19 protein-coding genes are annotated in these 24,307 nt (G+C 54.2%); 15 read left to right on the top strand and 4 right to left on the bottom strand.

What is annotated here, in order from left to right:
• Positions 1 to 17 precede the first annotated feature (17 nt).
• The gene (locus tag ACORNT_RS16690) at positions 18 to 1,811 is read left to right on the top strand and encodes an alkyl/aryl-sulfatase (protein ID WP_321393520.1); all 1,794 of its coding nucleotides are present in this window, start codon (positions 18 to 20) and stop codon (positions 1,809 to 1,811) included.
• A 52-nt stretch (positions 1,812 to 1,863) separates the two neighbouring features.
• On the opposite strand, the gene ACORNT_RS16685 is transcribed toward ACORNT_RS16690, so the two are convergent.
• Positions 1,864 to 3,135 (bottom strand): FAD/NAD(P)-binding oxidoreductase, encoded by a 1,272-nt coding sequence (locus ACORNT_RS16685; RefSeq protein WP_321393517.1) that lies wholly within the window; start codon positions 3,133 to 3,135, stop codon positions 1,864 to 1,866.
• Positions 3,136 to 3,413: 278 nt separating this feature from the next.
• Between ACORNT_RS16685 and ACORNT_RS16680 the strand changes: the two genes are divergently transcribed.
• The 11 genes from ACORNT_RS16680 to ACORNT_RS16630 all read left to right on the top strand — a co-directional run bounded on the left by ACORNT_RS16680 (position 3,414) and on the right by ACORNT_RS16630 (position 19,152).
• Positions 3,414 to 3,617 carry a DUF2892 domain-containing protein gene (locus ACORNT_RS16680; RefSeq protein ID WP_321393514.1) on the top strand — a complete coding sequence of 68 codons (204 nt, stop codon included), beginning with the start codon at positions 3,414 to 3,416 and terminating at the stop codon, positions 3,615 to 3,617.
• Between the two features lie 56 nt (positions 3,618 to 3,673).
• Complete coding sequence (locus ACORNT_RS16675) at positions 3,674 to 6,286, top strand: efflux RND transporter permease subunit (RefSeq protein ID WP_321393511.1); 2,613 nt, start codon at positions 3,674 to 3,676, stop codon at positions 6,284 to 6,286.
• A gap of 14 nt (positions 6,287 to 6,300) precedes the next feature.
• The gene (locus ACORNT_RS16670; RefSeq protein ID WP_321393508.1) at positions 6,301 to 7,086 is read left to right on the top strand and encodes an outer membrane lipoprotein-sorting protein; all 786 of its coding nucleotides are present in this window, start codon (positions 6,301 to 6,303) and stop codon (positions 7,084 to 7,086) included.
• Positions 7,087 to 7,099: 13 nt separating this feature from the next.
• Positions 7,100 to 8,467, top strand: coding sequence for a hypothetical protein (locus ACORNT_RS16665; protein WP_321393505.1), 1,368 nt, complete (start codon positions 7,100 to 7,102; stop codon positions 8,465 to 8,467).
• Between the two features lie 156 nt (positions 8,468 to 8,623).
• On the top strand, positions 8,624 to 10,858 hold the full coding sequence (amt, locus tag ACORNT_RS16660; RefSeq protein WP_321393502.1) for an ammonium transporter: 2,235 nt from the start codon (positions 8,624 to 8,626) through the stop codon (positions 10,856 to 10,858).
• Between the two features lie 128 nt (positions 10,859 to 10,986).
• Positions 10,987 to 13,119, top strand: coding sequence for an FAD-dependent oxidoreductase (locus ACORNT_RS16655; protein WP_321393499.1), 2,133 nt, complete (start codon positions 10,987 to 10,989; stop codon positions 13,117 to 13,119).
• A 186-nt stretch (positions 13,120 to 13,305) separates the two neighbouring features.
• Positions 13,306 to 13,602 carry a hypothetical protein gene (locus ACORNT_RS16650; protein ID WP_321393497.1) on the top strand — a complete coding sequence of 99 codons (297 nt, stop codon included), beginning with the start codon at positions 13,306 to 13,308 and terminating at the stop codon, positions 13,600 to 13,602.
• A gap of 116 nt (positions 13,603 to 13,718) precedes the next feature.
• On the top strand, positions 13,719 to 14,915 hold the full coding sequence (locus ACORNT_RS16645; protein WP_321393494.1) for an MFS transporter: 1,197 nt from the start codon (positions 13,719 to 13,721) through the stop codon (positions 14,913 to 14,915).
• Positions 14,916 to 14,925: 10 nt separating this feature from the next.
• A complete protein-coding gene (gene betI, locus ACORNT_RS16640) occupies positions 14,926 to 15,498 on the top strand; it encodes a choline-responsive transcriptional repressor BetI (protein WP_321393492.1) in 573 nt (190 codons plus the stop codon).
• Positions 15,499 to 15,726: 228 nt separating this feature from the next.
• Positions 15,727 to 17,982, top strand: a complete 2,256-nt coding sequence (locus ACORNT_RS16635) for a TonB-dependent receptor (RefSeq protein WP_321393489.1) — start codon at positions 15,727 to 15,729, stop codon at positions 17,980 to 17,982.
• A gap of 69 nt (positions 17,983 to 18,051) precedes the next feature.
• Positions 18,052 to 19,152: an alkaline phosphatase D family protein gene (locus ACORNT_RS16630; RefSeq protein WP_321393486.1), complete on the top strand. Its 1,101-nt coding sequence runs from the start codon at positions 18,052 to 18,054 to the stop codon at positions 19,150 to 19,152.
• Between the two features lie 66 nt (positions 19,153 to 19,218).
• Here the strand turns inward: ACORNT_RS16630 and ACORNT_RS16625 are convergent, their stop codons facing one another.
• Positions 19,219 to 20,367, bottom strand: coding sequence for a sulfatase-like hydrolase/transferase (locus ACORNT_RS16625; RefSeq protein ID WP_321393483.1), 1,149 nt, complete (start codon positions 20,365 to 20,367; stop codon positions 19,219 to 19,221).
• 151 nt (positions 20,368 to 20,518) lie between these two features.
• Here ACORNT_RS16625 and ACORNT_RS16620 point away from each other — a divergent pair, with 151 nt between their 5' ends.
• The 3 genes from ACORNT_RS16620 (at position 20,519) to hpaR (ending at position 22,376) form a co-directional block, all read left to right on the top strand.
• Positions 20,519 to 21,451 (top strand): cation diffusion facilitator family transporter, encoded by a 933-nt coding sequence (locus ACORNT_RS16620; protein ID WP_321393479.1) that lies wholly within the window; start codon positions 20,519 to 20,521, stop codon positions 21,449 to 21,451.
• A gap of 154 nt (positions 21,452 to 21,605) precedes the next feature.
• The gene (locus ACORNT_RS16615) at positions 21,606 to 21,872 is read left to right on the top strand and encodes a hypothetical protein (RefSeq protein WP_321393476.1); all 267 of its coding nucleotides are present in this window, start codon (positions 21,606 to 21,608) and stop codon (positions 21,870 to 21,872) included.
• A gap of 81 nt (positions 21,873 to 21,953) precedes the next feature.
• Positions 21,954 to 22,376 carry a homoprotocatechuate degradation operon regulator HpaR gene (hpaR, locus tag ACORNT_RS16610; protein WP_321393474.1) on the top strand — a complete coding sequence of 141 codons (423 nt, stop codon included), beginning with the start codon at positions 21,954 to 21,956 and terminating at the stop codon, positions 22,374 to 22,376.
• A gap of 99 nt (positions 22,377 to 22,475) precedes the next feature.
• Here hpaR and ACORNT_RS16605 read toward each other — a convergent pair whose 3' ends face one another.
• Both ACORNT_RS16605 and dapA read right to left on the bottom strand, forming a co-directional pair.
• A complete protein-coding gene (locus tag ACORNT_RS16605) occupies positions 22,476 to 23,339 on the bottom strand; it encodes a fumarylacetoacetate hydrolase family protein (protein ID WP_321393471.1) in 864 nt (287 codons plus the stop codon).
• An 11-nt stretch (positions 23,340 to 23,350) separates the two neighbouring features.
• A complete protein-coding gene (gene dapA / locus ACORNT_RS16600) occupies positions 23,351 to 24,247 on the bottom strand; it encodes a 4-hydroxy-tetrahydrodipicolinate synthase (RefSeq protein ID WP_321393468.1) in 897 nt (298 codons plus the stop codon).
• Positions 24,248 to 24,307: the final 60 nt, after the last annotated feature.

Raw genomic sequence — 24,307 nt, 5'->3', positions numbered from 1 at the left:
AAAGGGAAGGCAAGATCATGCGCGACAATATTTCAATCCGTCTTTTGGTGTCAGTCTGGTGTATTCTGGGTCTTTTACCGGCCGCTCTTGCGGCGCAGGCGGCTGATGTTACAAGGCCGGAAATTTCCATTCATCCAGAACTGGCCGCCCATACGGCCCATTTTGAGAAAAAGGTCTACAAGGTTGGCGAGAATGTCTTTTCGGCGGTTGGTTACAGTCTTGGCAATGTGATCATGGTTGTCGGCGAGGACGGTGTCATCGTCGTGGATACCGGCACACACCCCGGTGAAACCAAAGAGGCCTGGCTGGAGCTGCGTAAATATTCCGACAAACCGGTTCGGGCGGTTGTTTATACCCATTTCCATCCCGATCACTGGGGCGGAGTCAAGGCCATCACTTCGCCGGAGGACGTGGCGTCCGGCAAAGTTCGAATCTTTGCCCATGAAACCCTGGTCAGCAATGTCATCCACCAGGGAGGGGCGATCGGCCCCATACTTGCGATCCGCAGTGGTTATAGCTTTGGCATCGGCCTGCCGCCGGAAGACCGGGCAGGTATGAATGAAGGGATCGGTCCGGAAATTACGCGGGGTATTTCCGGTTTCATCTATCCAACTGACGTTTTTGCGGATCATCTGGAAGTGACGATTGCCGGTGTGGATCTGGAGATGGTTCATGTGCCGAGCGAAGCTCCGGACGAGATTTCCGTCTATCTGAAGAAGGGAAATATCCTGCTGTCCGGCGAAACCATACAGGGGCCGACGTTACCAAATATCCATACATTGCGAGGCACAAAATTCCGCGACCCCCTGCAGTGGTACAAAAGCATTGACCGGTTGCGCGCCTTCAGGGCGGATTACCTTGTGCCGTCACACGGACAGCCGGTTTATGGCGGGGAAAAGGTCGAAAATGTGTTGCAGACAACACGTGACGGCATTCAGTTCATTCACGATCAGACACTGCGTTATATGAACAAGGGGCTTACGCCTGATGAACTGGCGCAGGCTGTTGTCTTTCCGGATTATCTGGCAAATTCAAAACCTTACTTGCGGGAATATTACGGCACCGTCAAACATGCAGTGCGTCAGATCTATACCGGTTATCTAGGATGGTTCCAAGGGGATCCGGTCGATCTGGACCCGGTGCCTCGCACTCAGGCATCGGCTCGTTATATCACGCTCATGGGCGGCCGGGACAAGGTTCTGGCCGCAGCCTGGGCAGCCTATGATCAGGAGGACGCTCAGTGGGCAGCGGAACTTGCCACCCATCTTGTCCGTCACGATCATGAGGATATGGAAGCCCGGCTGCTGAAAGCTGCTGCTCTTCGGCGTCTGGGGTACGCCAGTATGAACAGCAACTGGCGCAACTGGTACCTGACGTCGGCTCAGGAACTGGAGGGGGACATTGATCCGCTCGGGCACCTGAAGGAGTTTGCCGGTTATTTTTCCTCCGCGGATATTGTTGCGGCCTGGCCGCTTGCGCGGCTGGTCGAAGGGCTGGGGCCCCGTCTAGCAACGGAAAAATCTGCGGATATTCGCTCGACCATAGCTTTTGTGGCGACGGACACGGGGGAGGCTCATGCGCTGGAAATACGTCGGGCCGTTGCCCAATTCCACGAGGTAATCCCGGCAGAAGCTGAAGTAACGGTCCGGGCGCCGCGCATGGTGCTGGTCGGGCTTCTGACCGGACAGGCATCCGCGGCTCAGCTGGTGGAGAAGGGGCTTTTGCAGGTCGACGGGGAGGTTTCACGCCTTGTCGAGATCCTCGGGCTGTTCGATCCCCTGCTGTCGCCCATAAATCTGACCATCAGGTAAAAGAAAACCCCGGAGAGTGATCTCCGGGGGGCTTTTCCAGATTTCTGTGGTGTCAGTCTTCCAGTTTTTCGATGCCGAACATCTTGAGGATATATTTTTCATAGATCGGTTCGCTGGTGCCTTTTTTCATCTTGTTGATGAAATATTTCTCGAAACCGATTTTAGCCAGATGGACCCATTTCCCTTTTTTGAACCAGGTCACATTGCGGGGCGGAATCTGCGGCATGGCGACAAAGGCAATGCCGGAATCGCCCATATCTGCCAGACAGATGGCATTCCAGGTGGCTTTTGCATAGGGTTTCTTGCCGGCGAGGTCGGCCGCAATATTGTGGGCGATGGCCGTCACCATGGATTCAATCATATAACCGGTTTTTGGTGTGCCGGTCGGTACTGGCGTATCTTCTACCGGCGGAATGGCGACACAGACCCCGGCGGAATAGATATTCGACCATTTGGGATTGCGCTGGTATTTATCGATCAGGACAAAACCCTTGGGATTGCAAAGTCCCTCAACCGAGGCGACCGCATCCACGCCTGAGAATGGCGGGATCATCATGGCGTGATGGAAAGGCACCTCATGGGAACGCACCACTTCCTTGTTCTGGTTGTATTCATCGACCATGAAAGTGCCGTCTTTCACTTCCTTGACGCTGGCATTGCAGATCCATTTTATGTCCTTGGAGCGCAGTTCACTTTCCAGCATAGCCTTTGAATCGCCGACACCACCGAGACCAAGGTGCCCGATGTAGGGTTCGCTGGTTACATAGGTCATCGGCACTTTGTGGCGGATTTTGTGATCTTTCAGCGCCTTGTCCAGGATCAGGGCATATTCATAGGCCGGGCCGAAACAGCTGGCGCCCTGAAAGGCCCCGACAATGACCGGACCGGGGTTTTCCACCAGTTTCTTGAAATCCTCATAGGCCTTTTCGGCGTGGGGCAGGGTGCAGACGGACTGGGTGAATCCTTCCGGGCCGGCACCGGGGATATTCCCCCAGGCCAGTTTCGGGCCGGTGGTGATGACAAGATAATCATAATCCAGATTGTCGCCGGAGGCGAGAGTGACCTGTTTGGCGTCCGGGTCGATTTTGGTGACGCGCTCGGCGATAAATCCGATATTCTTTTTTGCCAGATAAGGCTCGGCGTCAAAGGCAACCTCGTCTGCCTGCCGCCAGCCCACAGCAATCCAGGGATTGGACGGGACGAACCTGAACTGCGGGCTTTCATTGATCATGATTACTTCATGACTTTTGTCCAGCTCTTCCCTGATTTCATAAGCAGCCGGCATGCCGCCGAGCCCTGCGCCGATGATTAGTACTTTTGCCATTGTATTTTCCTTTTGACTTTGCCTTCCCTGGATTTAGGTTCTTAAGCTAATAACACAAAACAGCTGTTATATATATATTACTCTTAACATAGACTGGCGCGATTACTTTGATGCATGTCAACGGTACCCAAAACGTTAAAAAACGCGTACACTTGACTTTGAACTCACCAGTACCCAGATTGTTATTTACAGTTTTCTTTTGTGAATTGATCGGGATCAAATTCCCCGAAGTTTTTGTAGGTTATAGAGAATTATAGAAGGATTTTAGGAGAATTACCATGTCTATCGATCGTGTAGTAATGGCTTTTGCCGGTATTATGGTTCTCGTGGGTGTTGCCTTGGCGCACTATGTACATCCATATTGGATCGCCCTGCCGATATTTGTCGGCCTGAATATGTTCCAGGCCTCTTTTACGGGCTTTTGTCCCCTGGCGATCATTCTGAAGAAACTGGGTGTAAAACCGGGGCAGGCGTTTAACTGAGCCGACCCGTACGCAAAAGACACCAATAATAACAAGCAAGATTTTGGGAGAGATCCATGATTGCCCTTTCGGAAAAGGCCAGCAAGACACCGAAAACCTTCTTCTGGCTGACGGGCCTTGTCAGCGCCCTGATGATCGTGTTGGTGGTGCTGCCCACCTTCTGGCCTTCTTCTTTCGGCATGTTGAGTCCGTTGAAAATTGATACGGACCCGGAAAATATGCTGTCTGCGGACGAACCGGTAAGGGTTTTTCATAATGCCCAGAAAAAGGAATTCTCCCTTTATGATATGGTCGTGGTCGGGGTGGTCAACAAGACTCATCCCCAGGGCGTCTTTAACAAGGGCTCCCTTGCGGACATCCATGACCTGACCCTGTTTGCCAAGAATATCCAGTGGACCGACAAGGACGGAAATAGCCAGGGTGTGATCGCCGCAGATGTGATGGCGCCGTCGACGGTGGACAATATTGAACCCGGCGGCGTCGGGTCGGTCCGTTTTGAATGGCTGATGAACAAACCTCCGGCCTCTGACGAGGAGGCGCTGGAGATCCGTAACAAGGCCCGTAACCTGCCGATGCTCAACGGTACCATTGTGTCCGACGACGGCAAGGCTGTGGCCATTTACCTGCCCATTACCGCCAAAAATATCAGCTACAATGTGGTGGAAAAGCTGCGCGAACATATCGCACAGTATGATTCCAGTGACGAATATCACATCACTGGTATGCCGGTGGCCCAGGATGTGTTTGGTGTGGAAATGTTCAAGCAGATGGCTATTTCCGCCCCTATGGCCATGCTTCTGGTGTTCCTGCTGCTGTGGTATTTCTTCAAGAAACTTAATCTTGTCATATCACCGATGATTGTAGCTATGGCATCGGTGATCGTGACCATGGGCCTGCTGGTGATTACCGGTAATACGGTGCACATCATGAGCAGCATGATTCCCATCTTTATCATGCCGATTGCGGTGCTGGACGCCATTCATATCCTGTCGGACTTTTATGACCGTTATCCAAAATACAAGGACCGGTTGACCACCATCCGCCATGTGATGGACGAACTCAGCAAACCGATGCTGTATACCACCCTGACCACGGCGGTCGGTTTTGCCTCGCTGGCCTTCACCCCCATTCCACCGGTGCAGGTGTTCGGAATTTTTGTGTCCATCGGTGTGATCCTCGCCTGGTTCTTCACCGTGACCCTGATCCCGGCCTATATCATGCTGATGAAAGAGGAAAGCTTTACCGATTTCGGTATGGACCACAAGGAAGCTGATGATCGTGCCCCGATGGCCCGTTTCCTGACGGTGATGGGGCGCTGGACCTTCAATTATAACAAATTGATTATCGCAGGGGTTTTCCTGCTCGGTTTTGTCGCCTGGTACGGCATCAACCATATCGTGATCAATGACAACCCGGTAAAATGGTTTGCACCGGATCATGAAATCCGGATCGCCGACAAGGAACTCAACGCCCGCTTCTCCGGTACCTATATGGCTTATCTCAAGCTGGAAAGCCCGCAGGTTGACCAGAGCCTTGAAAGCTATGCATCCGGTCTGAAAGAGCGCCTGTCGTCCAGCGCGATGAAACCCCTGCAGTGGCTGGCGCCACAGGTGGATGCCCTGGTGGCAGACGCCGGTGACAAGCCGACCCTGATTTTCGCCCTGTCGGAAAAGATTGAAACCGAAATGGACAATGTTCCTGACGAGGAATGGGACGCCTGGGATGATGCGCTCACCTTTGTTGAGGGCCTGAGAAACGAAGGCGAAGTGTTCAAAAACCCGGATGTGCTCAACTATATGAGCCGTCTCCAGGACTATCTGGTGGAAAGCGGCATGGTCGGCAAAAGCAGTGCGGTGACCGATGCGGTGAAAACTGTGCACCGGGAACTGTTTGCCGGCGATCCGGAAGCCTATCGCATTCCCGACAGCGCTGCGGCGGTCGCCCAGACCCTGATCACTTTCCAGGGCGGTCACCGGCCGCAGGATCTTTGGCATTTTGTCACGCCGGATTATAAAAAGGCGACCTTGTGGCTGCAGCTGAAAAGTGGCGACAATATTGATATGTCTCGCCTTGTGGCCATGGTTGACGAATATTTTGTCGCCCATCCCGCACCGATGGACATCAAACCGCAATGGTTCGGCCTTACCTATATCAACATGATCTGGCAGGACAAAATGGTCAGCGGTATGGCAGAAGCTTTCATCGGCAGCTTCCTGATTGTGCTGGTGATGATGATCTTCCTGTTCCGCAGTTTCCTGTGGGGTGCGCTGGCCATGGTGCCGCTCACCTTCACCATCGGTATGATTTATGGCATTATCGGCCTGATCGGCAAGGATTATGATATGCCGGTAGCGGTTCTCTCCTCTCTCAGCCTTGGTCTGGCAGTGGACTATGCCATTCACTTCCTGGCTCGCGCCCGGGAGATGAGAAAAGATTATCCGGACTGGAAGAGTACGGCCACCGCGGTGTTCGGCGAACCGGCCCGGGCCATCACCCGCAACGTGATTGTGGTGGGTATCGGCTTTATGCCGCTGCTGGCGGCGCCTCTGGTGCCCTACCAGACGGTCGGAACTTTCATTTCCGCCATCCTGGTTTTGGCCGGTGTTGCCACATTGACCATCCTGCCGGCGTTGATCCGGCCGATGGAAAACCTGTTATTCAAGAAATAAAGAAAGGTCAGGGTATGAAAAAGCTCTTTACTGCCATCATCTTCGCCAGTTTTTTTGCGGCCGGTGCCGCACTGGCACAGGATGTGATGGAAATTGTTAAAAAAGCCAACCATGCCTCCTATTACAAGGGAACTGACGGCCGGGCGATGGTGGATATGGAAATCCTCGACGATCAGGGCCGCAGCCGTAATCGACAGTTTGTCATCCTGCGCCGGGATGACGGCGAGGAAGATGCCGGCCAGAAATTCTACGTCTATTTCAACAAACCGGCCGATGTGAAGAAAATGGCCTTTATGGTCTGGAAAAATATTGACCGGGATGACGACCGCTGGCTTTATCTGCCGGCCCTGGATCTGGTCAAGCGTATTGCGGCCAGTGACGAACGGACCAGCTTTGTCGGCTCCCACTTCTTCTATGAGGATGTCTCCGGTCGCGGTATCGACGAAGACACCCATGAACTGGTCGAGGAAACCGACGAACTCTATGTGATCAAAAGCGTACCCAGGGACAAAGGCAAGACCGAGTTTGCCTATTATAAGAACTGGATTCACAAAAGTACCTTCCTGCCGGTCAAAACCGAATATTTTGATGGGAACGACCGGAATTATCGCACCTATGCGGCCCTGAAAGTGGAAATGGTGGATGGACATCCGACGGTAACTGCCTCTCAGATGAGCGACAATACCGGTGGTGGCAAGACCACCATGAGCTATAGTGATGTCAAATATGATGTGGGTCTGCCGGAGGATATCTTTACCGAGAGATATCTAAGGAAGGCACCGCGCAAATACCTGAAATAACAATAAAAGTGAAATGATGAAAACATCCGCCGCACTTATCGCCACAGGTCTGGTCTGTTGGTTGGGGGCAGGGGCACATGTGGCTTCCGCCCAGGAAATCAAGCTGCCTGAAGGACTGATGGGGCTTGGAACCGAAGACAAAGAGGCAGAGGTTAGAAAGGAAAAGGAGAAGCGCGGCCTTCCCTTTGACCTGACCGGTTTCCTGGAGGGGCGTGTCGGTATTCGCACCCAGTCTGACGATCATGAAAAATCCGCCAGCATCGGCGAAACCCGTCTGCAGGTGAATATCGAGAAACCTGTAGATATCTTCACTTTTAACCTGACTACGGATTTTCTTCTGGATCCGGTGGCTGATGATTACGGGGTGGACCTGGAAAGCGGCAAGGGGCTGATTGACCTGCGTGAAGCCAGTGTGACCTTCAGTCCGCTGGATTTTATGGATGTAAGGGCCGGGCGGCAGATCCTGACCTGGGGCACCGGCGACATGATTTTTATCAACGACCTGTTTCCCAAGGACTGGAACAGCTTTTTCATTGGCCGGGATGATGAATATCTAAAGGCCCCGTCCGATGCTCTGAAAACGGCGTTCTTCTTCGGAAGCTTCAACCTGGATGTGATCTACACCCCGCGATTTGACCATGACCGCTATATTGACGGGCACCGGATTTCTTTCTTTGACCGGGGCATGAATGATTTGCGGGGACGGGAAAATATTGTCAGCGCGGACCTTCCCGATGACTGGTTCAGCGACGATGAACTGGCGATGCGTCTGTACCGGTCCTTCGGGGCGTTCGAGACCGCGCTTTATTATTATAACGGTTACTGGAAAAGCCCGGGCGGCCAGAACATGCTGACCGGCAATGTCATCTTCCCGAAACTGCAGGTCTTCGGCGCCAGTGTGCGCGGTCCGGTGGCCAGGGGGATCGCCAATGTGGAAGCCGGTTACTACAAGAGCGCGGCGGGATCCGGTTCCAATCCACTTGTCCGCAACAGCGAATTCCGGTTTCTTGCCGGGTATGAGCAGGAAATCGCCACAGAATTGACGGCCGCAGTGCAATATTACCTGGAACGCAAGCTGGACTATGACAGCTATTTCGCCAGCCTGCCGCCGGGCGCCATCATTGATGACGAGAACCGCCATCTGATCACCCTGCGCCTGACCAAGCTTCTGAAGCAGCAGACCATGACCGTCTCCCTGTTTAATTTCTGGTCCCCTTCCGACAAGGACGGTTATCTGCGCTTCAATGTGTCATACAAGATCACCGACAATATGGAAGTGGAAGGTGGCGGCAACCTGTTTTACGGGGCGGAGAATTATACTTTCTTTGGGCAGTTCCAGGACAACAGCAATATATATGCCGGTCTCAGGTATAATTTCTGACTTTCTTCGCACTTGCGGTAACTTATTAAATTATAATAATAAAACAATATAAAACGTCGGGTGTTATATTCATAAAACGTTAGGAACTGCTCTTGTAAATTGATCACATAATATTGTCGCACGGGTTCGAGGGACGCCTGTGCACAGGAGAATGTGATGGCCAGAGTGTATAAGAGTATAAGATACCTGTTCCCTTTGTTTATAGTTTTGTTGTTTCCCACCATATCCTGGGCAGAACCAGCGCAGCGTTTTGCCCTGCAAAACAATCTGGACCATGTCTGGACCATGACGGCGGCTGGGCTTGTGTTCATGATGCAGGCCGGCTTCCTGCTGCTGGAAAGCGGGATGGTGCGGGCTAAAAACTCCATTAACGTGGCCCAGAAGAATATCACCGATTTCATCCTGTCCACCATGGTATTTGGCGCCGTGGGCTTCATGATTATGTTCGGTTCGTCCGTCGGCGGCCTGTTCGGTTTTGAACTGGACCTGCTGATGTTTGACCGGGTCAGTGACTGGACTTTTACCTTTTTTGTCTTTCAGGTGGTATTTTGCGGAACTGCCGTGACGGTGCTGTCCGGCGCGGTGGCCGAGCGTATGAAGATGGACGTTTTCATGATGATGGCGGTGTTCATCGGCGCTTTTGTCTATCCGGTTTTCGGCCACTGGGCCTGGGGCAACCTGCTGGATCCTGCGAACGAGCCTCTGTTGGGGGCGATGGGTTTCATTGATTTTGCCGGCTCTTCTGTCGTGCACTCCGTTGGCGGCTGGGCGGCGCTGGCTGCCGTTATCCTTGTCGGGCCGCGGATCGGTAAATTTGATGAAGAGGGAAATCCCCAGCGGATTCACGGTCACAACGCCATTCTCTCCGCCTTGGGGGCGATGATTATCTGGGTGGGCTGGATCGGATTTAACGGGGGATCTACGACCGCCGGGACTTCCGCTTTCGCCCATATCATCATGAACACACTGGTGGCAGGCGCCATCGGCGGGCTGGTGCAGATGATTTTGGGAAGATATCAGGAGGGGATTTACAGACCTTTCAGGACCATAAACGGTGTCTTGGCCGGACTGGTCGGGATCACGGCGGGCTGTGATGCTGTATCCACCTGGGGGGCGCTGATGATTGGCGCCAGCAGCAGTCTGGTTTGTTTTTACGGCGCCCGGCTTCTGGTTCACCGTTTTAAACTGGACGATGTGGTCGGGGCCATCTCCGTGCATGCCTTTGCCGGAACATGGGGTACCGTCATGGTGGGGGTATTTGCGCAACCCGACAAGCTTATGGCGGCGGGTCATCTGGAACAGATCGGTGTTCAGGCACTGGGCGTGATGCTTTGTTTTGTCTGGGCTTTCGGGACGAGTTATATCTTCCTGCGCATTCTGAAATCTCTGCTTTCCAGTCATCAGAATCCCAACGGCCTCCGAGTGCCGGCGGCACATGAACTTGAAGGCCTCAATGCATCCGAGCACGGGGCGACGCTCGGCACAGGCGTTTTGCAGCGGGCTATGTGTGAACTGGCCGACGGTAATGCAGACCTTTCCCGCCGGGTGCAGATTGAACCCGGCGATGAAGCCGGCGAGCTGGGCGAGATTTTCAACCGGGTGATGGACACCATCGAGGAAAATGAGCGGAGAATGCGCTCCCTTGAAAAGGAAAAGGAAGCCAATCAGGCCAAGACTGCCTTTATTGCAAAGATGTCGCACGAACTGCGTACCCCGCTAAATGCCATCATCGGTTTCTCAGATATTCTCCGGGGCAAGGCCGCCCATAACGTGAAAACGGAAACCGTGCACGAATATGCCGAGGATATCAATTCAAGCGGCAGGCATCTCTTGGAAATTATCAATGACATTCTGGACCTGTCCAAGATTGAGGCCGGGAAATATGTCCTGCACCTGGAGGAAGTCTGGGTGGATGAAATCGCCGAGCAGTCCCTGCGGCTGATCCGCGAGGCGGCAAATGAAAAGAACCTGTCCGTGTCCTGCCAGATCGATCGTCATTTCCCATCCCTGAAGCTGGACGAGAGGCTGATGAAGCAGATCATGACCAATCTTTTGTCCAATGCGGTGAAATTTACCCAGGAAGGGGGAAAAATCACCGTGCTTCACAAGGTGTTGCCAACGGGCGGTGTTCGAATTGTCGTGACCGACACGGGTATCGGTATGGCGGAAAAGGACATTGTAAAGGCTCTTGAACCCTTTGGTCAGGTGGAGTCCTACCTTACGCGGCAACATCAGGGCACAGGGCTTGGTCTGCCGCTCGTGAATGCATTCGTGGAACTCCAGAGCGGCACGCTTCTAATCGATAGCGAACCTGACAGGGGAACAGAAATTTCCATTATCTTTCCCCAGTCCCTTGTCATGGATGAAACGCTGTCTGCCGATACAGCATAGAGTCTCTTTTTTACAGATCACAAACAGTTGAGTATTGTTGAGATGACCTGTACCCTCCAGGGCCTATAGTGACCGGGCAACAATAGTTGCGAAGGTGCATAGTGTGCGGAAAGGCGCAGGGAGGATTAATGGCAAAAAAGCTGATTGTTGCGCTTTTACTCGCAGGCATTGTAGCGTCATTCTTCGTCTTTGACCTGTTTCAGTATATCGATCCCGCTTTTTTTGAAAGCCGCCGGGACGCCATCCAGAAATATCAGGCAGATCATGCCCTGTTGGTGGCTGGCCTCTATTTCCTGATTTATGTGATTGTTACGGCATTGTCCCTGCCGGGAGCAGCGGTGATGACCCTGGTCGGCGGGGCGCTGTTCGGTCTCTGGACGGGGCTTGTTCTGGTGTCTTTCGCCAGCACGATCGGTGCGACCCTGGCTTTCCTGATCGCCCGTTTTCTGTTGCAGGACTGGGTCCAGCAAAAATTCGGTCGCTATCTTGAACCGGTGAATGACGGGGTGCGCAAGGACGGCGCCCTTTATCTGTTTACCTTGCGGCTTGTGCCGCTGTTTCCCTTTTTTGTGATTAACCTGGTGATGGCGCTGACACCGATCCGGGCTGTCACCTTTTATTGGGTCAGTCAGGTTGGCATGCTGGCCGGCACCTTTGTTTATGTAAACGCCGGCACCGAACTTGCCAGCATAGAAACAGTCGGGGGACTTCTTTCACCCGGCCTGATCGGGGCGTTTGTCCTGCTTGGTATCTTCCCCTGGATTGCCCGGGCCATAGTGAATCTGGTAAAGGCCCGCCGTCTGTACAGCCGCTATACAAAGCCGAAGACATTCGACAATAACCTGATTGTGATCGGCGGCGGGGCGGCCGGTCTGGTCAGCGCCTATATCGCCGCCATGGTCAAGGCGCGGGTGACCCTGATCGAGGGACACAGGATGGGCGGGGACTGTCTGAATACCGGTTGCGTGCCCAGCAAGGCCCTGATCCGTTCTGCCCGGGTCGGTCATCTGTTGTCGGAGGGCGAAACATACGGATTGAAGAATGTGACAGGCCAGGTCGATTTTCCGGCCGTTATGAAACGGGTGCAGGAAATCATTGACCAGGTCGAGCCCCATGACAGTGTGGAGCGATATTCCGGACTTGGCGTGAATTGCATTACCGGTACCGCCCGGATTATCAGTCCGTGGGAAGTAGAGGTGAACGGCGACAGGCTGACCACCCGCAACATCATTATTGCCGCTGGTGCCAAGCCTTTTGTCCCGCCCATTACGGGGATCGATGATACCGGTTACCTGACGTCCGATACATTGTGGTCATTGAAGGACGCGCCGAAAAGGCTGTTGATCCTTGGCGGCGGTCCGATCGGCTGTGAACTGGCCCAGGCCTTCCGACGGCTCGGCAGCGAAGTTACAATCGTGGAAGCAGCCCCCCGTATCATGCCGCACGAGGATGAGGAAGCCGCCCGCCTTGTCTCGGAAGTTTTTGCAAAGGAAGGTGTTGTATTGCTCACCGGTCATGAGGTGACATCTTTCCGGTCAGGGGGGGCGGGCCAGGTTGCCGTTCTGGCCAAAGACGGGCAGGAGAGGCAAGTCACCTTCGATACACTGCTTGTGGCGACGGGTCGCAAGGCCAATGTGGCCGGGCTCGGAGCGGAGCACCTGGGCCTGGAGGTTACCCGGCAGGGGACCCTTGAAGTTGATAAATACATGAGGACAAAATATCCCAATATCTTCGCCTGCGGGGACGTCGTCGGTCCTTACCAGTTTACCCATATGGCGGCCCACCAGGCCTGGTATGCTGCGGTGAATGCCCTGTTCGGGACTTTCCGAAAATTTGCCGTGGATTACCGGATCGTGCCCCGGGCGACTTTTACCGATCCGGAGGTGGCCAGTGTCGGCCTTGGTGAAGAAGAGGCCACAAAGCTCGGCATTTCCTGCGAAGTGACCCGCTACGGCCTTGACGATCTGGACCGGGCCATCGCCGATTCTGCGAACCACGGTTTTGTAAAGGTGCTCACACCGCCGGGTAACGACAGGATCCTGGGTGTCACCATTGTCGGTGCCCATGCCAGCGAACTGATCGCTGAATTTATCCTCGCCATGAAACATGGGCTGGGGCTCAACAAGATCCTCGGCACCATCCATATTTACCCGACTCTGAACGAAGCCAATAAATATGTGGCCGGGGAATGGAAGAAAAAACACAAGCCGGAAAGGTTGCTGAAATGGGTGGAAAAATACCATAACTGGCGGAGAGGTTAGGGTTTCCGCGGTGTAAGAATATCTGCAAAAATCCTAAAATTTTAACATGTAAAAACTGCCCGGATTTTGAATAAAACACGATCCTGTTGTTCATATCCCGTTAAGTCGGAATCACCTATGGTTAAGAGAATCACGGGTGCAAGGAACCTTGAAGATTAACTATATTTCTGAGAAGGAACCGCGGGAATGAGCAACAAAAAAATATCAGTTCTGGCCATCATTTTTCTGACCATGGCAGGTCTCTCTCAAACCGTTCAGGCCCGGGAGGTCAGTACACAGGATGTGGATGCCGCCGTGCAGGCCGCTCGTCAGGCCCGCGAAATGTCCCAGAAAGCCATGCAGGAGTACCGCGACAGCACCTATGTTTCACGGGCTGAGGCGGAAGAAGCCAAGAAAGTGGCCCGGGAGGCTCTGCAGGCTGCCCGCAAAGCATCCCAGGCGGCGGCCGAACTGGTGCGGGAATATACTGAAGGCGTATCCTGATCCCGCCCGAGAGCTTTTTATTAAATAAGCGTTCAAAAAAACTCTGGCCTGAAAATATTCTGTCATCTAAAGTGTTTAATTGCATATGAGGACACTTATTTGATGACGGAACAGGCATGGAGAGTATCCGGTATTTATTCCTGAGAGACCTTAAAAAGACCTGGCCGGTATTTCTGGCCGGGTTGTTGCTGTTTGTGGGCAGCGGTCTTTTGGAAATTATTATAAGTTATCGCGCGTCGGTGAATGGCTTTGACAGCCAGGTCACCGGTATCGTTATGACGGCTTTCTATGTGGGATTTTTGCTGGGCACCCTTGTGGCGCCACAGTTTATTTCCTTTTTCCGCCACGCCTGGGCCTTTCGGCTTTACGCAGGACTGGTGGTCCTGACCGCATATTTACTGGCCGTGAGTCAGAACCCGGTTGAATGGACATTGTTGCAGGTCGTGAACGGGATTTCCATGGGCGGGCTCTATGTGGTGATCGAAAGCTGGCTGAACCTGCAATCCTGCAGGAAAAGCCGCGGCTTTCTGTTGTCTCTCTATATGATGTGCTGGTATGCGGGACTGGCTATGGGCCAGGTTTTCCTGTCTGTCGATTTGCAGAACCTGGCAGATTATTTTTATCTGGTTTGCCTGATGGTTACGCTGTCCATTATTTTCATAACAGTTCCGGCATTAAAGTCACCGGTCTTCTCCGGTATGCGACCTTTCAGTCTTGGACAATTGCGGGAAGTCAAGGCAACGAGCCTGTCCGGCTCTTTCTTTGTGGGAACGTCCGTTGGCTGTATTGCCGGCATGGCGCCGGTGTTTGCCCATTCTGTCGGGCTTTCAATTCAACAGGTGGCTTTTTTCTGTGTGTCTTTCATTGTAGGCGCGGTGTTTTCCCAGTTCCCGGTCGCCTTGCTCGGGGCCAGGCTGGATCATCTTTCCCTGAAGCTGTGGCTTGCCCTGTCCTGTGTTGTGATCTGCCTGGGTATGTTTTACCTGGAGTCTGAAAATATTGTGGTCCTGTTGGGAAGTGCCTTTCTGATCGGCGGCCTGAGTTTCCCGATTTATTCCCTGAGTATCACCCATGGATATAACAACCTCAAATCACCGGATGCAGCGCTGTCAGCCAGTGCCGGCCTGCTGCTGGTGAACGGTTTGGGGGCGGCTATCGGACCGTTATTGTGTGGTTATCTGATGGGGATTCTTGATGATGTCGGCTTCTTCCTGCTGCTGGCGGTGGCGCATTTGCTGCTTGCCATTCATCTTGTCAGTCAGCTAGTCTTTTCAAAACAGGGAGAAGCAGCCGTTTCTTCGGCTGAGAACTAGCGGGAACAGAATGCCTAAAGTCGGAATGCAGCCCATTCGCAGGGCCCAGTTGATTGAGGCCACGATCCGGACCATCAACAAATATGGCTATGCTGACACCACCGTCAGCCGTATTGCCCGGACGGCCGGCCTGTCCGTGGGAATCATCTCCCATTATTTCGGCGGCAAGGACAGCCTGCTGGAAGCGACCATGCAGCACCTCCTGTTTTCCCTGCATCGGGATCTGGCCGATAACCTGCGGGAGGCATCCACGCCTGAAGAACGTCTGGACGCCATGATAGAAACCATTCTCGGGCCTGAACAGAACCAGTCAGAAGTGGTGACAGCCTGGCTCGCCTTCTGGGCCCAGGTGCCCTTTTCCGACCGTCTGGAGCGCATCCAGAATATCTATAATCGCCGGCTGCTGTCCAATACCCGCCATGTTCTCAAACAGCTTGGGGTGACAAACCGGGTGGATACCCTGGCCGAACTGATTGCCGCCTTCATTGACGGTTACTGGCTGCGGTCGGTGTTGTCACACCAGGTCGCCGACCCGTCGGAAGCCCGCGCCATGGTGCGCGATATGATCAGGTCTCACCTTTAAATACCTGTCCGTCAGGTTCCCGCCAAACGTCACATATCTGACATAAAATTGCTGCGGTGCGACATATTTGCCACAGCAAGAAATTCTTGTTTCTCGCATCTGCACATTTCATCTCTCCGTCAATGAAGCGTCACAAAAGAGTCATTCCCCGGGTCTAGGTTTCCTCCGGCGTAAGCTGAATACTTATTCAATAAAAAATGATTCATTGTTAGTTCAAGAGGAAAAGTCATGACAAGAATGCTTTCAAGAAAATCCATGCTGCTGGGTGTCAGTGCCATTGCACTGCTGTCAGCTGCAACGGCTCAGGCAGAGGAAGAAGTCTACGAAGACGACGCAGCAGAATATGAAGAAATCATGGTTACCGGTAAAAAGGTAACCTTCGCCAACAATGCGACCGACAAAGTCATGCTGGACCAGAAAGCCCCTGCTTCCAGCGTTCTTGCAGTGATCGACAGCCTGCCGGGTGTTCTGGTCAGCGAAGGCGGTATCTTCGGCTCTGACGACTGGTCAACCACTGTTACCATGCGTGGTTTCTCTGTTGGTCTTGATCAGCAGCAGATCGGCACCACCGTTGACGGCCTGCCCAACGGTAACTCCAACTACGGCGGCGGCTCAAAGGCCAACCGTTACCTGGATGCCGAAAATATGGAACGTGCAGAGGTTTCCCAGGGGACTGCCGACGTTGGTTCCCCCTCCCATGAAGCCCTTGGCGGTACCATGAACTTCATTTCCCGCAACCCGCTGGAAGACGAACAGTTCCGGGTCGGTCTTTCTTATGGCGACAATAACGCCCAGCGTATGTTTGTCAGCTATGACACCGGCGAGATTTTTGCCAATACCACGGCTTATGTCAGCTATTCCCACACAGATAACGATGCCTGGATCGGCAATGCCGGCGGTACTTACCGGGACCATGTGGAAGCCAAGTTTGTTACAGAACTGGAAGACTGGACCCTGACCGGCCGCATCTCCTTTGACGATTCCAACGAAGACAACTATCAGCGCATCAGCCTGGATTCTTTTTATGAGAACCCTGACTGGGACCGTCTGACCGACCAGCTGACCGGTATTCCGGTAATCGACCAGAACTTCCGCCCGTCCTGGTCAACCCTGCGTAAAAACTTCTTTGTGTACCTGAAGGCTGCCTATGAAGGCGAAAACTTCAGTGCCCATATCACCCCCTATTTCCATCAGCAGAACGGTCGTGGCGACTGGGCTCCGCCGTATCTGGTAGCCCTTGACGGCACCGGTGACCTGCAGGCCAACGGCACTGTATTCGGCGGCGGCTATACCGAGCGTGTATTCGAAGTTGACGGTAATCCGGTGATGTCCTATCGCCATACTCACTACGCCAAACGTCGACTTGGTTTTACCACTGAAGGTGAATTCCAGTTGGTTGAGGATAATAACCTGCGTGTCGGCGCTTGGCTGGAAAGCACCAGGCGGGACGAATGGCGCGACTGGCATGAAATCATCAACCCGATTGCGTCCCACGCCTTTGTGGAAACCGCTTACTGGCGTCAGTATGACCGGACCTTCAACACCGACACCATCCTGCTGTATGCGGAAGACAGCCACCAGATCGGCGACCTGAAACTGAGCGCCGGCGTCAAGAAATTCTTCGTCGATATCGAACGCAAGGACGATTTTGGCAATGAAGCCAACTTCAGCAAAAACAGCGACTCCGACGTTCTCTTCTCAGTCGGTGCGGTGTACAACCTTACCGAGGAACTGGAAGTCTTCGGCGGGTTCTCCCAGAACTATGCCGCCATCAAGGACGGTGTAATCGAGGATCTGTCCGATCTGGCCGGTTCAGATAACGCCGAGATCCAGGCGTCAATCGACAGCGTTGAGCCGGAATCAGCCGATAACATTGATCTCGGTGTGCGCTATTCCAACGACTGGATCCGCTTCAGCCTGACCGGTTACAGCATCAAGTTCGATAACCGTATTGAGGCAATCTGCTCCAACAACGTCAGCGGCATCGATTATCTTGGTGATGATGAATGTACCTATGCCAACGTCGGCGGCGTGAAATCCAAAGGGATCGAGGCTTTTGTTGACATCAGGCTCAATGATAACTGGAAACTCTATTCCGCTCTGACCCTCAACGACTCAAAATATGAAGGTACGGATGTGAAGGTTGCCCTGGCGCCGGAATTCCAGCTTGTCGGTACCCTGAGCTATGACAAAGACGGCTTTAATGGTGGTATTTCCGCCAAGCATGTGGGCAAACGCTGGGGTAACTTTACCTCCAACGATGCCGGCACGCCGGTCACCAATCTCGATCGCCTGCCGTCCTTTACCATTGTTGACATGTGGGTTGGTTATACCCTCGAAGGCGCTATGGGGCTGGATGCCATCGACTTCCGTCTCAACGTCAGCAACCTGCTGAACGAAGATTATCTCGGTGGTGGTACACCGGGTGGATACTTCCTGGGTACGGCGCGCCAGACCCTGGCCACCATGACCTTCAAGTTCTAAGACACCGAAGACAAACTGGGGGAAGCCTGCAAGGGCTTCCCCTTTTTTACATTTTCCCGGAGACAGATTATGAGCGATATCACAAGACGTGAATTCCATCTCGGTGCGGCGGCCACTATGGCAGGCGTCACGGCATTGTCCACCGGGCTGATGACAGGAGGAACCGCACTTGCCGCAGAGAGCCAGAAGCCGCTCTCGCGCATCCTGTTCGGTTCCTGCTGCCATCAGGACAAACCCCAGCCGATCTGGGACCCGATCCTCAAGCTGGAGCCGGAACTGTTTATCTTCCTCGGCGACAATATTTACGGCGATACCCGCGATATGTCGGAGCTTAAAGCCAAATATGACAAGCAGGCGAAAAATTTTGCCCGCCTCAGGGATAAAACACCGACTGTCGCCATCTGGGACGATCATGATTTCGGTGAAAATGACGCCGGCAAAGATTACCCGTTCCGGGACCAGTCGAAGGAGCTGTTTTTTGACTTCTGGAAGGAACCTGCAAGCAGCCCGCGCCGCCGGGACGGGGACGGTATTTATGGATCGTACCTGTTCGGGCCGGAGGAGCAGCGCATCCAGGTGATCCTGCCAGACCTCAGGTATAATCGCGATAGCTTGCGCACCGTGACCACGCGGGAGGCCTACCGCGAGCGGGATCTGGTCGGCTTCGGGCCCTATCTGCCTATCAAGGAAGATGAGAAAACCATGCTCGGCGCGGCCCAGTGGGCCTGGCTTGAGGAACAGCTTCAGGTGCCGGCGAAAATCCGGCTGATTGGTTCAAGCCTGCAGTTCCTTTCCAGTCAGCCAGGCTGGGAGTGCTGGAGCAATTTTCCCCATGAACGCAAGCGCATTTTCGAGCTGATCGAAAAGCACAGGGCCGAAGGCGTGATCTTCCTCAGCGGCGATACCCACTGGGCGGAGCTCAGCTGCCAGACCGACAATGTGCCTTATCCGGTCTGGGACCTGACCTCCAGCGGCCTGACGGAAACCTGGCCAAACGTGAGCCCCAATGTCTATCGCTGGAATGACCAGAGCTTCGCCGGGCAGAATTTCGGCGGTATCTATATCGACTGGGAACAGGACGATCCCATGATTGTCATGGAAGTGCGGGACGTGTCCGGTAACCGGGTTCTGCAGCACAGCATCCTGCTGTCCAGTCTCTCTTTCAAATAATCCCCCCCCAAAAAAAAGAGGCCCGGCAAAAGACCGGGCCTTATTCTTCAGTTGGGGTAGATAATTCTACTTAAACATGCTCTTGATCGGCTGTCCGGCCTCAAGTTCCGGGTGGCTGTCCACATAGGTCAGCCCCAGGAACTTCACCGCGGTGGCGGCAACCTGGTTCTGGTAAACATCATCCACATTCTGCATTTCCCCGCCGGCCGGAGTGTCCGGGCCGATCACGGCCATCCAGATGGCCGTATCGCCGGGGAAGTCGCTGAGTTTCTTCTCGCCATTCTCATCGGTATATTCAAACCGGCCGTGATGTTTCCAGGCTTCCAGGGCTTCGCCGCGGCCGTGGTCGGTGGTGATGATCAGGGTGGTTTTGTCCTTGTAGCGTTTGTCGCTCTGCACCCAGTTCCAGATCCGGGAAATGAAATCGTCGGCCCGGCGGGCGGCGAGGACATACTGGTCGTAGAAACCCTCATGGGCGAAATCATCGGTTTCCCCGAGCGAGATATAGAGCATTTTCGGTTTGCGTTCTTTCAGATATTCAAAGGCAAAGCCGAACGTGAAAGCGTCAAGCCGCACCGTATCCCAGGGGCTCGGCACTTCTTTCTGCAGCTCGTTGAGGAAGGCGACCTTTGCATTATCGTCAAGGCCGTCCATCTGCTCGAAGCCCGCATTGACCGGCACGCCGCTGCGGTTTTCATTGAGGATATAGGGGAATACATCCCAGGAGCCGAAGGCGGCGGTTTTGCCCTTGAAGCCGTCCTGGGTGTTGAGCCATTCCAGCACATTCACATTGGGGTTCGGGACCTTGTCATTGCTGTCGATACGCGGATCGGCGAGGCCGGTCAGGATCTCGTTATAGCCCGGATAGGAAAAATGATACGGATTGGTCAGGCTGGCGGCGCTGCCCTTGTCCCGGTTGCCGTAAAGCTGGCCGTCTCTGGCCACCGTGGACCAGAGGAACGGGAAAATGGCGGCGCGGTTTTTCTCCGGGCTTCCCGGATCGAAGGTCTTTTTGAAGTCGTTATGGGTCTTGTGATAGGCGTTATAGTCCTTCTGGTCGAAGAACTTCTTATCCACGCCGCGGAACACCTCTTCCCAGCGCACCCCGTCCAGGGTGATGAGGATCACATTTTCCGTTTTCAACTCTTCAGCCCGAACGGGCAGGGCGGCAACGGACATTGAAAAAGCAACAATAATCAGTTTAAAAAATTTCATCTTACACTTCCTGTAAATAAACACAGGTTGATGTCTATCATTGCACTGTGATGCTTCTGTGAAGCTTTGGTGATGAAGCGGTTTTTTATTCATTTACCTTGGGTCCCGGAAATATGCTACAAATGGGAATTCGTAAAACTCAGGGGATCCCATGTCATCTCACGCTTCCAAGAAAGTCATTTATGCGGCGCTGGCCGGTAATCTGCTGATTGCGGTGACCAAATTCGGCGCGGCCTTCTTCACCGGCTCCTCGGCCATGTTCTCTGAAGGCATCCACAGCGCGGTGGACTCAGGCAATCAGGTGCTTCTGCTGCATGGCCTGAATAAATCCCGAAAACCGGCCGATAAATATCATCCCTTTGGCTATGGCATGGAGCTTTATTTCTGGACCTTTGTGGTCGCCATCCTGATTTTCGCCGTCGGCTCCGGCATTTCCATTTATGAGGGGGTTCACAAGATCCTTGATCCTCATCCGGTGAAGAATATCATGATCAACTATGCGGTGCTGGGCGCGGCGGTTATTTTTGAGGGTTTTGCCTGTTCCGTGGCGCTCAGGGAATTCAATGCCGCCCGGACCAAGGATAATTTTATCGAGGAAATCCGTTCCAGCAAGGATCCGGCCATTTTTACCGTTTTGTTCGAGGATTCGGCCGCCATGCTCGGCCTTCTGGTGGCCATGGGGAGCCTTTTTGTTGGTGATTACTTTGGTATTCCGGAAATGGACGGCATTGCCTCTGTCATGATCGGCGTGATCCTGGCCCTGACCGCCATGTTACTGGCTTATGAATCCAAAGGGCTGCTGATCGGGGAGGCGGCGAGCCCGGACCTTGTCGACCGGGTCGAGGCCATCGCCGGCGACCACCCGGCCATTGACGGCATCAACGAAACCCTGACCATGCATCTTGGGCCGCGGGATATCCTGTTGAACCTCAGCCTCGACTTCCGCAACGACCTGCCGTCCGGGGACCTGGAAAATGTAGTCAGCTACCTGGAAAGCGTGATCAAGGCGGAATTCCCGCAGATCAAGCGCATCTTCATCGAGGCCCAGGGGGGAACACAGGGCAAGTCCGGGGTAACTGGCTGAACTACCACAAACAGTAGTTTCTGAAAAACTCTGGCCCTCCGGCAAACTCCCTCTTAAAATGGTTAACAGGTGAAGCGCTTTTCTGCTAGACTGCTGCAGCAAGCATTTTCGTTAGTGAAATGGACTTTAAGGGGCTTGGGGTATACGAGGAAATATGAGTAACAACACCAGGATAAAAATCTACCTGCCGCTGTTTCTGCTCACCTTTGCGCTGATCTTTTCGCTGATCATGGCGCTGGTCTGGGGTGAGGGGGATGGCTTCCGCGTCTGGCTCGACCTGCTGCCCGGCACCCTGCTCAAGGTGGCAGTGGTGGGGATTATTGTGGAGGGCGTGCTGTTTTATCTGCTGAAGACAGAAGTGCCCGAGCCTGATCCAGTGAACGAAGGGGCCAAGGAACCGGGAAAGACGGAAGCCGAATAAGGCGTATGTCAAATACTCTTAACAAGTTAATAGTATTCCGCTAGACTTCACTCTGACACTTCCTTTACAAAAAAGGTCACCATGGAAGAATTCAACCGCAGCCTGCCCATGCGCCTGCTCAGGGCGCGAGAGGTCTACCTCAAACTGTTCCGGCCGGTCTTCACCCTGCACGAGATCACCGAGCAGCAATGGCGGGTGCTCAGGGCGCTCCGCGACGAGGGCGAACAGTCGGGCCAGGACCTGAGCCGCAAATGCATTCTTTCCGGCCCGAGCCTGAGCCGCATCATCAGCCTGCTGAACAAGAAAAACTATATCAGCCGGCGCATCCAGCCCGATGACCAGCGTTATATGCTGGTCAAGCTGTCGGACGAGGGCCGGGCGCTCTGTGACCGGATCGCGCCGCTGATCGAGGAAAAATACCGCGAGCTGGAGAATGTGATCAGTCCGTCCGAGACCGACCAGCTCCACGCCCTTCTGGACAAGGTCATCGCGGCGGACGAGTAACTCTTTTCCGTCATTCCCGTGCAAACGGGAATCCATGCCTGACAAGGTTCTCACGTGGACATATGGACCCCCGCTTTCGCGAGGGTGACGAATTGATGGTTACACCACCTCGTCTTCAATCCCGTTCCGTAAAATCCCTACGCCGTTCACTTCCACTTCGACAATATCGCCGGGCTTGAGCCAGACCGGCGGATCAAAGCGCGCTCCGGCGCCGGTCGGGGTGCCGGTGGCGATGATGTCGCCGGGCTGAAGTTTGGTGAAGGTGGAGATATAATTTACCAGATAGGCGATCGGATACATCATGTTGGCGGTGGTGTCGTCCTGCCGGGTCTCGCCATTGACCCTTGTCTGCACCCGGAGGTTGCTATAATCCGTCACCTCGTCAGACGTGACCATCCACGGACCCAGGGAGCCGCTGCGCTCGAAGTTCTTGCCCTGGGTGACATTGAATTTGGCATGCCTGATCCAGTCGCGGATGCTGCCCTCGTTCATAATGGTCAGTCCGGCGATGTGGCTGTAGGCTTCGCTTTCCGGGATGCGGCGACCAGCTTTGCCGATGACCAGCACGATCTCGCCTTCGTAATCCAGCTGTTCGCTTTCCGGCGGACGGACGAGGTTCTCGCCGTGCGCCACCAGAGAGCCCGGGGTGCGCATGAAGATGCTGGGATATTTTTTGACCTCGCTGCCGTCCTTGTACTCCTCGTTGCGGTTGGCGTAATTGACGCCCACGCAGATCACCTTGCCGGGTTTGAGGATCGGTTTAAGAAGCTTGACCTGGTCAAGGGCAATATCCGGCTCCAGGGTGGCGGCGATGTCTTTGGCCGCATTGACCAGCCCGTGGACTACCAGATCGTCGACGGTCCTGATGTCGTCCCCCAGCCTGCCGCCGAGGTCGACTACCTTGTCGTCGCGGACCGCGCCAAAGGAGACCTTGCCGTCTTTTTCAAAATTGATGAATTTCATGCTTTCTCTCCTTAGATTAATCCCGCCCGTTCCAGTACACCGTCCAGCCGTTTCTCCAGTTCCGGTGTCGCCGGGACCATGGGCAGGCGATGTTCGTTTTCCGGGATCAGGCCCATGCGTTTCATCATATATTTGATGGGGATCGGATTGGTATCATAAAAGACCGACTGGTTGACCTCCAGCAGCTTCTGGTGCAGGGCCATGCCGGCCTGCATGTCATTATCCCAGACGGCCTGCACCATATCGGCCAGCACCCGTGGGCTCAAGTTGCCGACCGCGTTCATCAGGCCGACGGCGCCCACAGCCATCATCGGGAAGCTCAGTTCTTCCAGACCGACAAAGAATTTCAGATCCGGGCTCACATGACCCAGGCATTCACTGACAAAGCCCAGGTCGTTGACTGCATGCTTGAGGCCGACAAAATTGGGGGAAACCTCCGTCAGGGTGCGCACCGTATCGGCGGTGACGCCGACGGCAGTGCGGCCCGGAATGTGATAGACCATCCACGGGGAGTCATGATCCTGGGTCAGGGTTTTATAGTATTCGATCAGGCCGCGCTGGGGCGGACGGATATAATAGGGGGTGACGATCAGCAGGGCGTCGGCGCCTTCCTCGACCGCATGCCGGGTGAGGGCCTCGCTTTCCGCCAGCGACTGCGACCCGGTGGCGACCACCACCGGCACCCGGCCGGCCGCCGTTTTGATGGCCAGGCTGGCGATTTTATTGCGTTCTTCAATGGTCAGGGTCGACGGCTCCGACGTGGTGCCGTTGACCAGGACGCCGTGAGAGCCGTTGGTGATCTGGAATTCCACCAGCCCGGCATAGGCGTCATAATCCACTTTGCCGCCCTGGAACGGGGTGATCAGGGGAGGAATGGAGCCTTTCAGGTGGTCCGTGGATATCGTCATGCTTTGTCTCCTTCGGATATTCAGCTACAATATAGCCCTTGACAGGGAGAGATGCAGCCA

Origin of the sequence: Emcibacter sp., assembly GCF_963675455.1 — a bacterium.
Taxonomy (GTDB): Bacteria; Pseudomonadota; Alphaproteobacteria; order Sphingomonadales; family Emcibacteraceae; genus Emcibacter.
Note: the sequence above shows the minus strand (reverse complement) of the source record. Positions and strands in the feature narration are given on the sequence as shown.

Bases quoted from the DNA above. Each gene is read 5' to 3' on its own strand.
- ACORNT_RS16690 (WP_321393520.1), top strand. From the start codon at position 18: ATGCGCGACAATATTTCAATCCGTCTTTTGGTGTCAGTCTGGTGTATT.
- ACORNT_RS16685 (WP_321393517.1), bottom strand. From the start codon at position 3,135: ATGGCAAAAGTACTAATCATCGGCGCAGGGCTCGGCGGCATGCCGGCT.
- ACORNT_RS16680 (WP_321393514.1), top strand. From the start codon at position 3,414: ATGTCTATCGATCGTGTAGTAATGGCTTTTGCCGGTATTATGGTTCTC.
- ACORNT_RS16675 (WP_321393511.1), top strand. From the start codon at position 3,674: ATGATTGCCCTTTCGGAAAAGGCCAGCAAGACACCGAAAACCTTCTTC.
- ACORNT_RS16670 (WP_321393508.1), top strand. From the start codon at position 6,301: ATGAAAAAGCTCTTTACTGCCATCATCTTCGCCAGTTTTTTTGCGGCC.
- ACORNT_RS16665 (WP_321393505.1), top strand. From the start codon at position 7,100: ATGATGAAAACATCCGCCGCACTTATCGCCACAGGTCTGGTCTGTTGG.
- amt (WP_321393502.1), top strand. From the start codon at position 8,624: ATGGCCAGAGTGTATAAGAGTATAAGATACCTGTTCCCTTTGTTTATA.
- ACORNT_RS16655 (WP_321393499.1), top strand. From the start codon at position 10,987: ATGGCAAAAAAGCTGATTGTTGCGCTTTTACTCGCAGGCATTGTAGCG.
- ACORNT_RS16650 (WP_321393497.1), top strand. From the start codon at position 13,306: ATGAGCAACAAAAAAATATCAGTTCTGGCCATCATTTTTCTGACCATG.
- ACORNT_RS16645 (WP_321393494.1), top strand. From the start codon at position 13,719: ATGGAGAGTATCCGGTATTTATTCCTGAGAGACCTTAAAAAGACCTGG.
- betI (WP_321393492.1), top strand. From the start codon at position 14,926: ATGCCTAAAGTCGGAATGCAGCCCATTCGCAGGGCCCAGTTGATTGAG.
- ACORNT_RS16635 (WP_321393489.1), top strand. From the start codon at position 15,727: ATGACAAGAATGCTTTCAAGAAAATCCATGCTGCTGGGTGTCAGTGCC.
- ACORNT_RS16630 (WP_321393486.1), top strand. From the start codon at position 18,052: ATGAGCGATATCACAAGACGTGAATTCCATCTCGGTGCGGCGGCCACT.
- ACORNT_RS16625 (WP_321393483.1), bottom strand. From the start codon at position 20,367: ATGAAATTTTTTAAACTGATTATTGTTGCTTTTTCAATGTCCGTTGCC.
- ACORNT_RS16620 (WP_321393479.1), top strand. From the start codon at position 20,519: ATGTCATCTCACGCTTCCAAGAAAGTCATTTATGCGGCGCTGGCCGGT.
- ACORNT_RS16615 (WP_321393476.1), top strand. From the start codon at position 21,606: ATGAGTAACAACACCAGGATAAAAATCTACCTGCCGCTGTTTCTGCTC.
- hpaR (WP_321393474.1), top strand. From the start codon at position 21,954: ATGGAAGAATTCAACCGCAGCCTGCCCATGCGCCTGCTCAGGGCGCGA.
- ACORNT_RS16605 (WP_321393471.1), bottom strand. From the start codon at position 23,339: ATGAAATTCATCAATTTTGAAAAAGACGGCAAGGTCTCCTTTGGCGCG.
- dapA (WP_321393468.1), bottom strand. From the start codon at position 24,247: ATGACGATATCCACGGACCACCTGAAAGGCTCCATTCCTCCCCTGATC.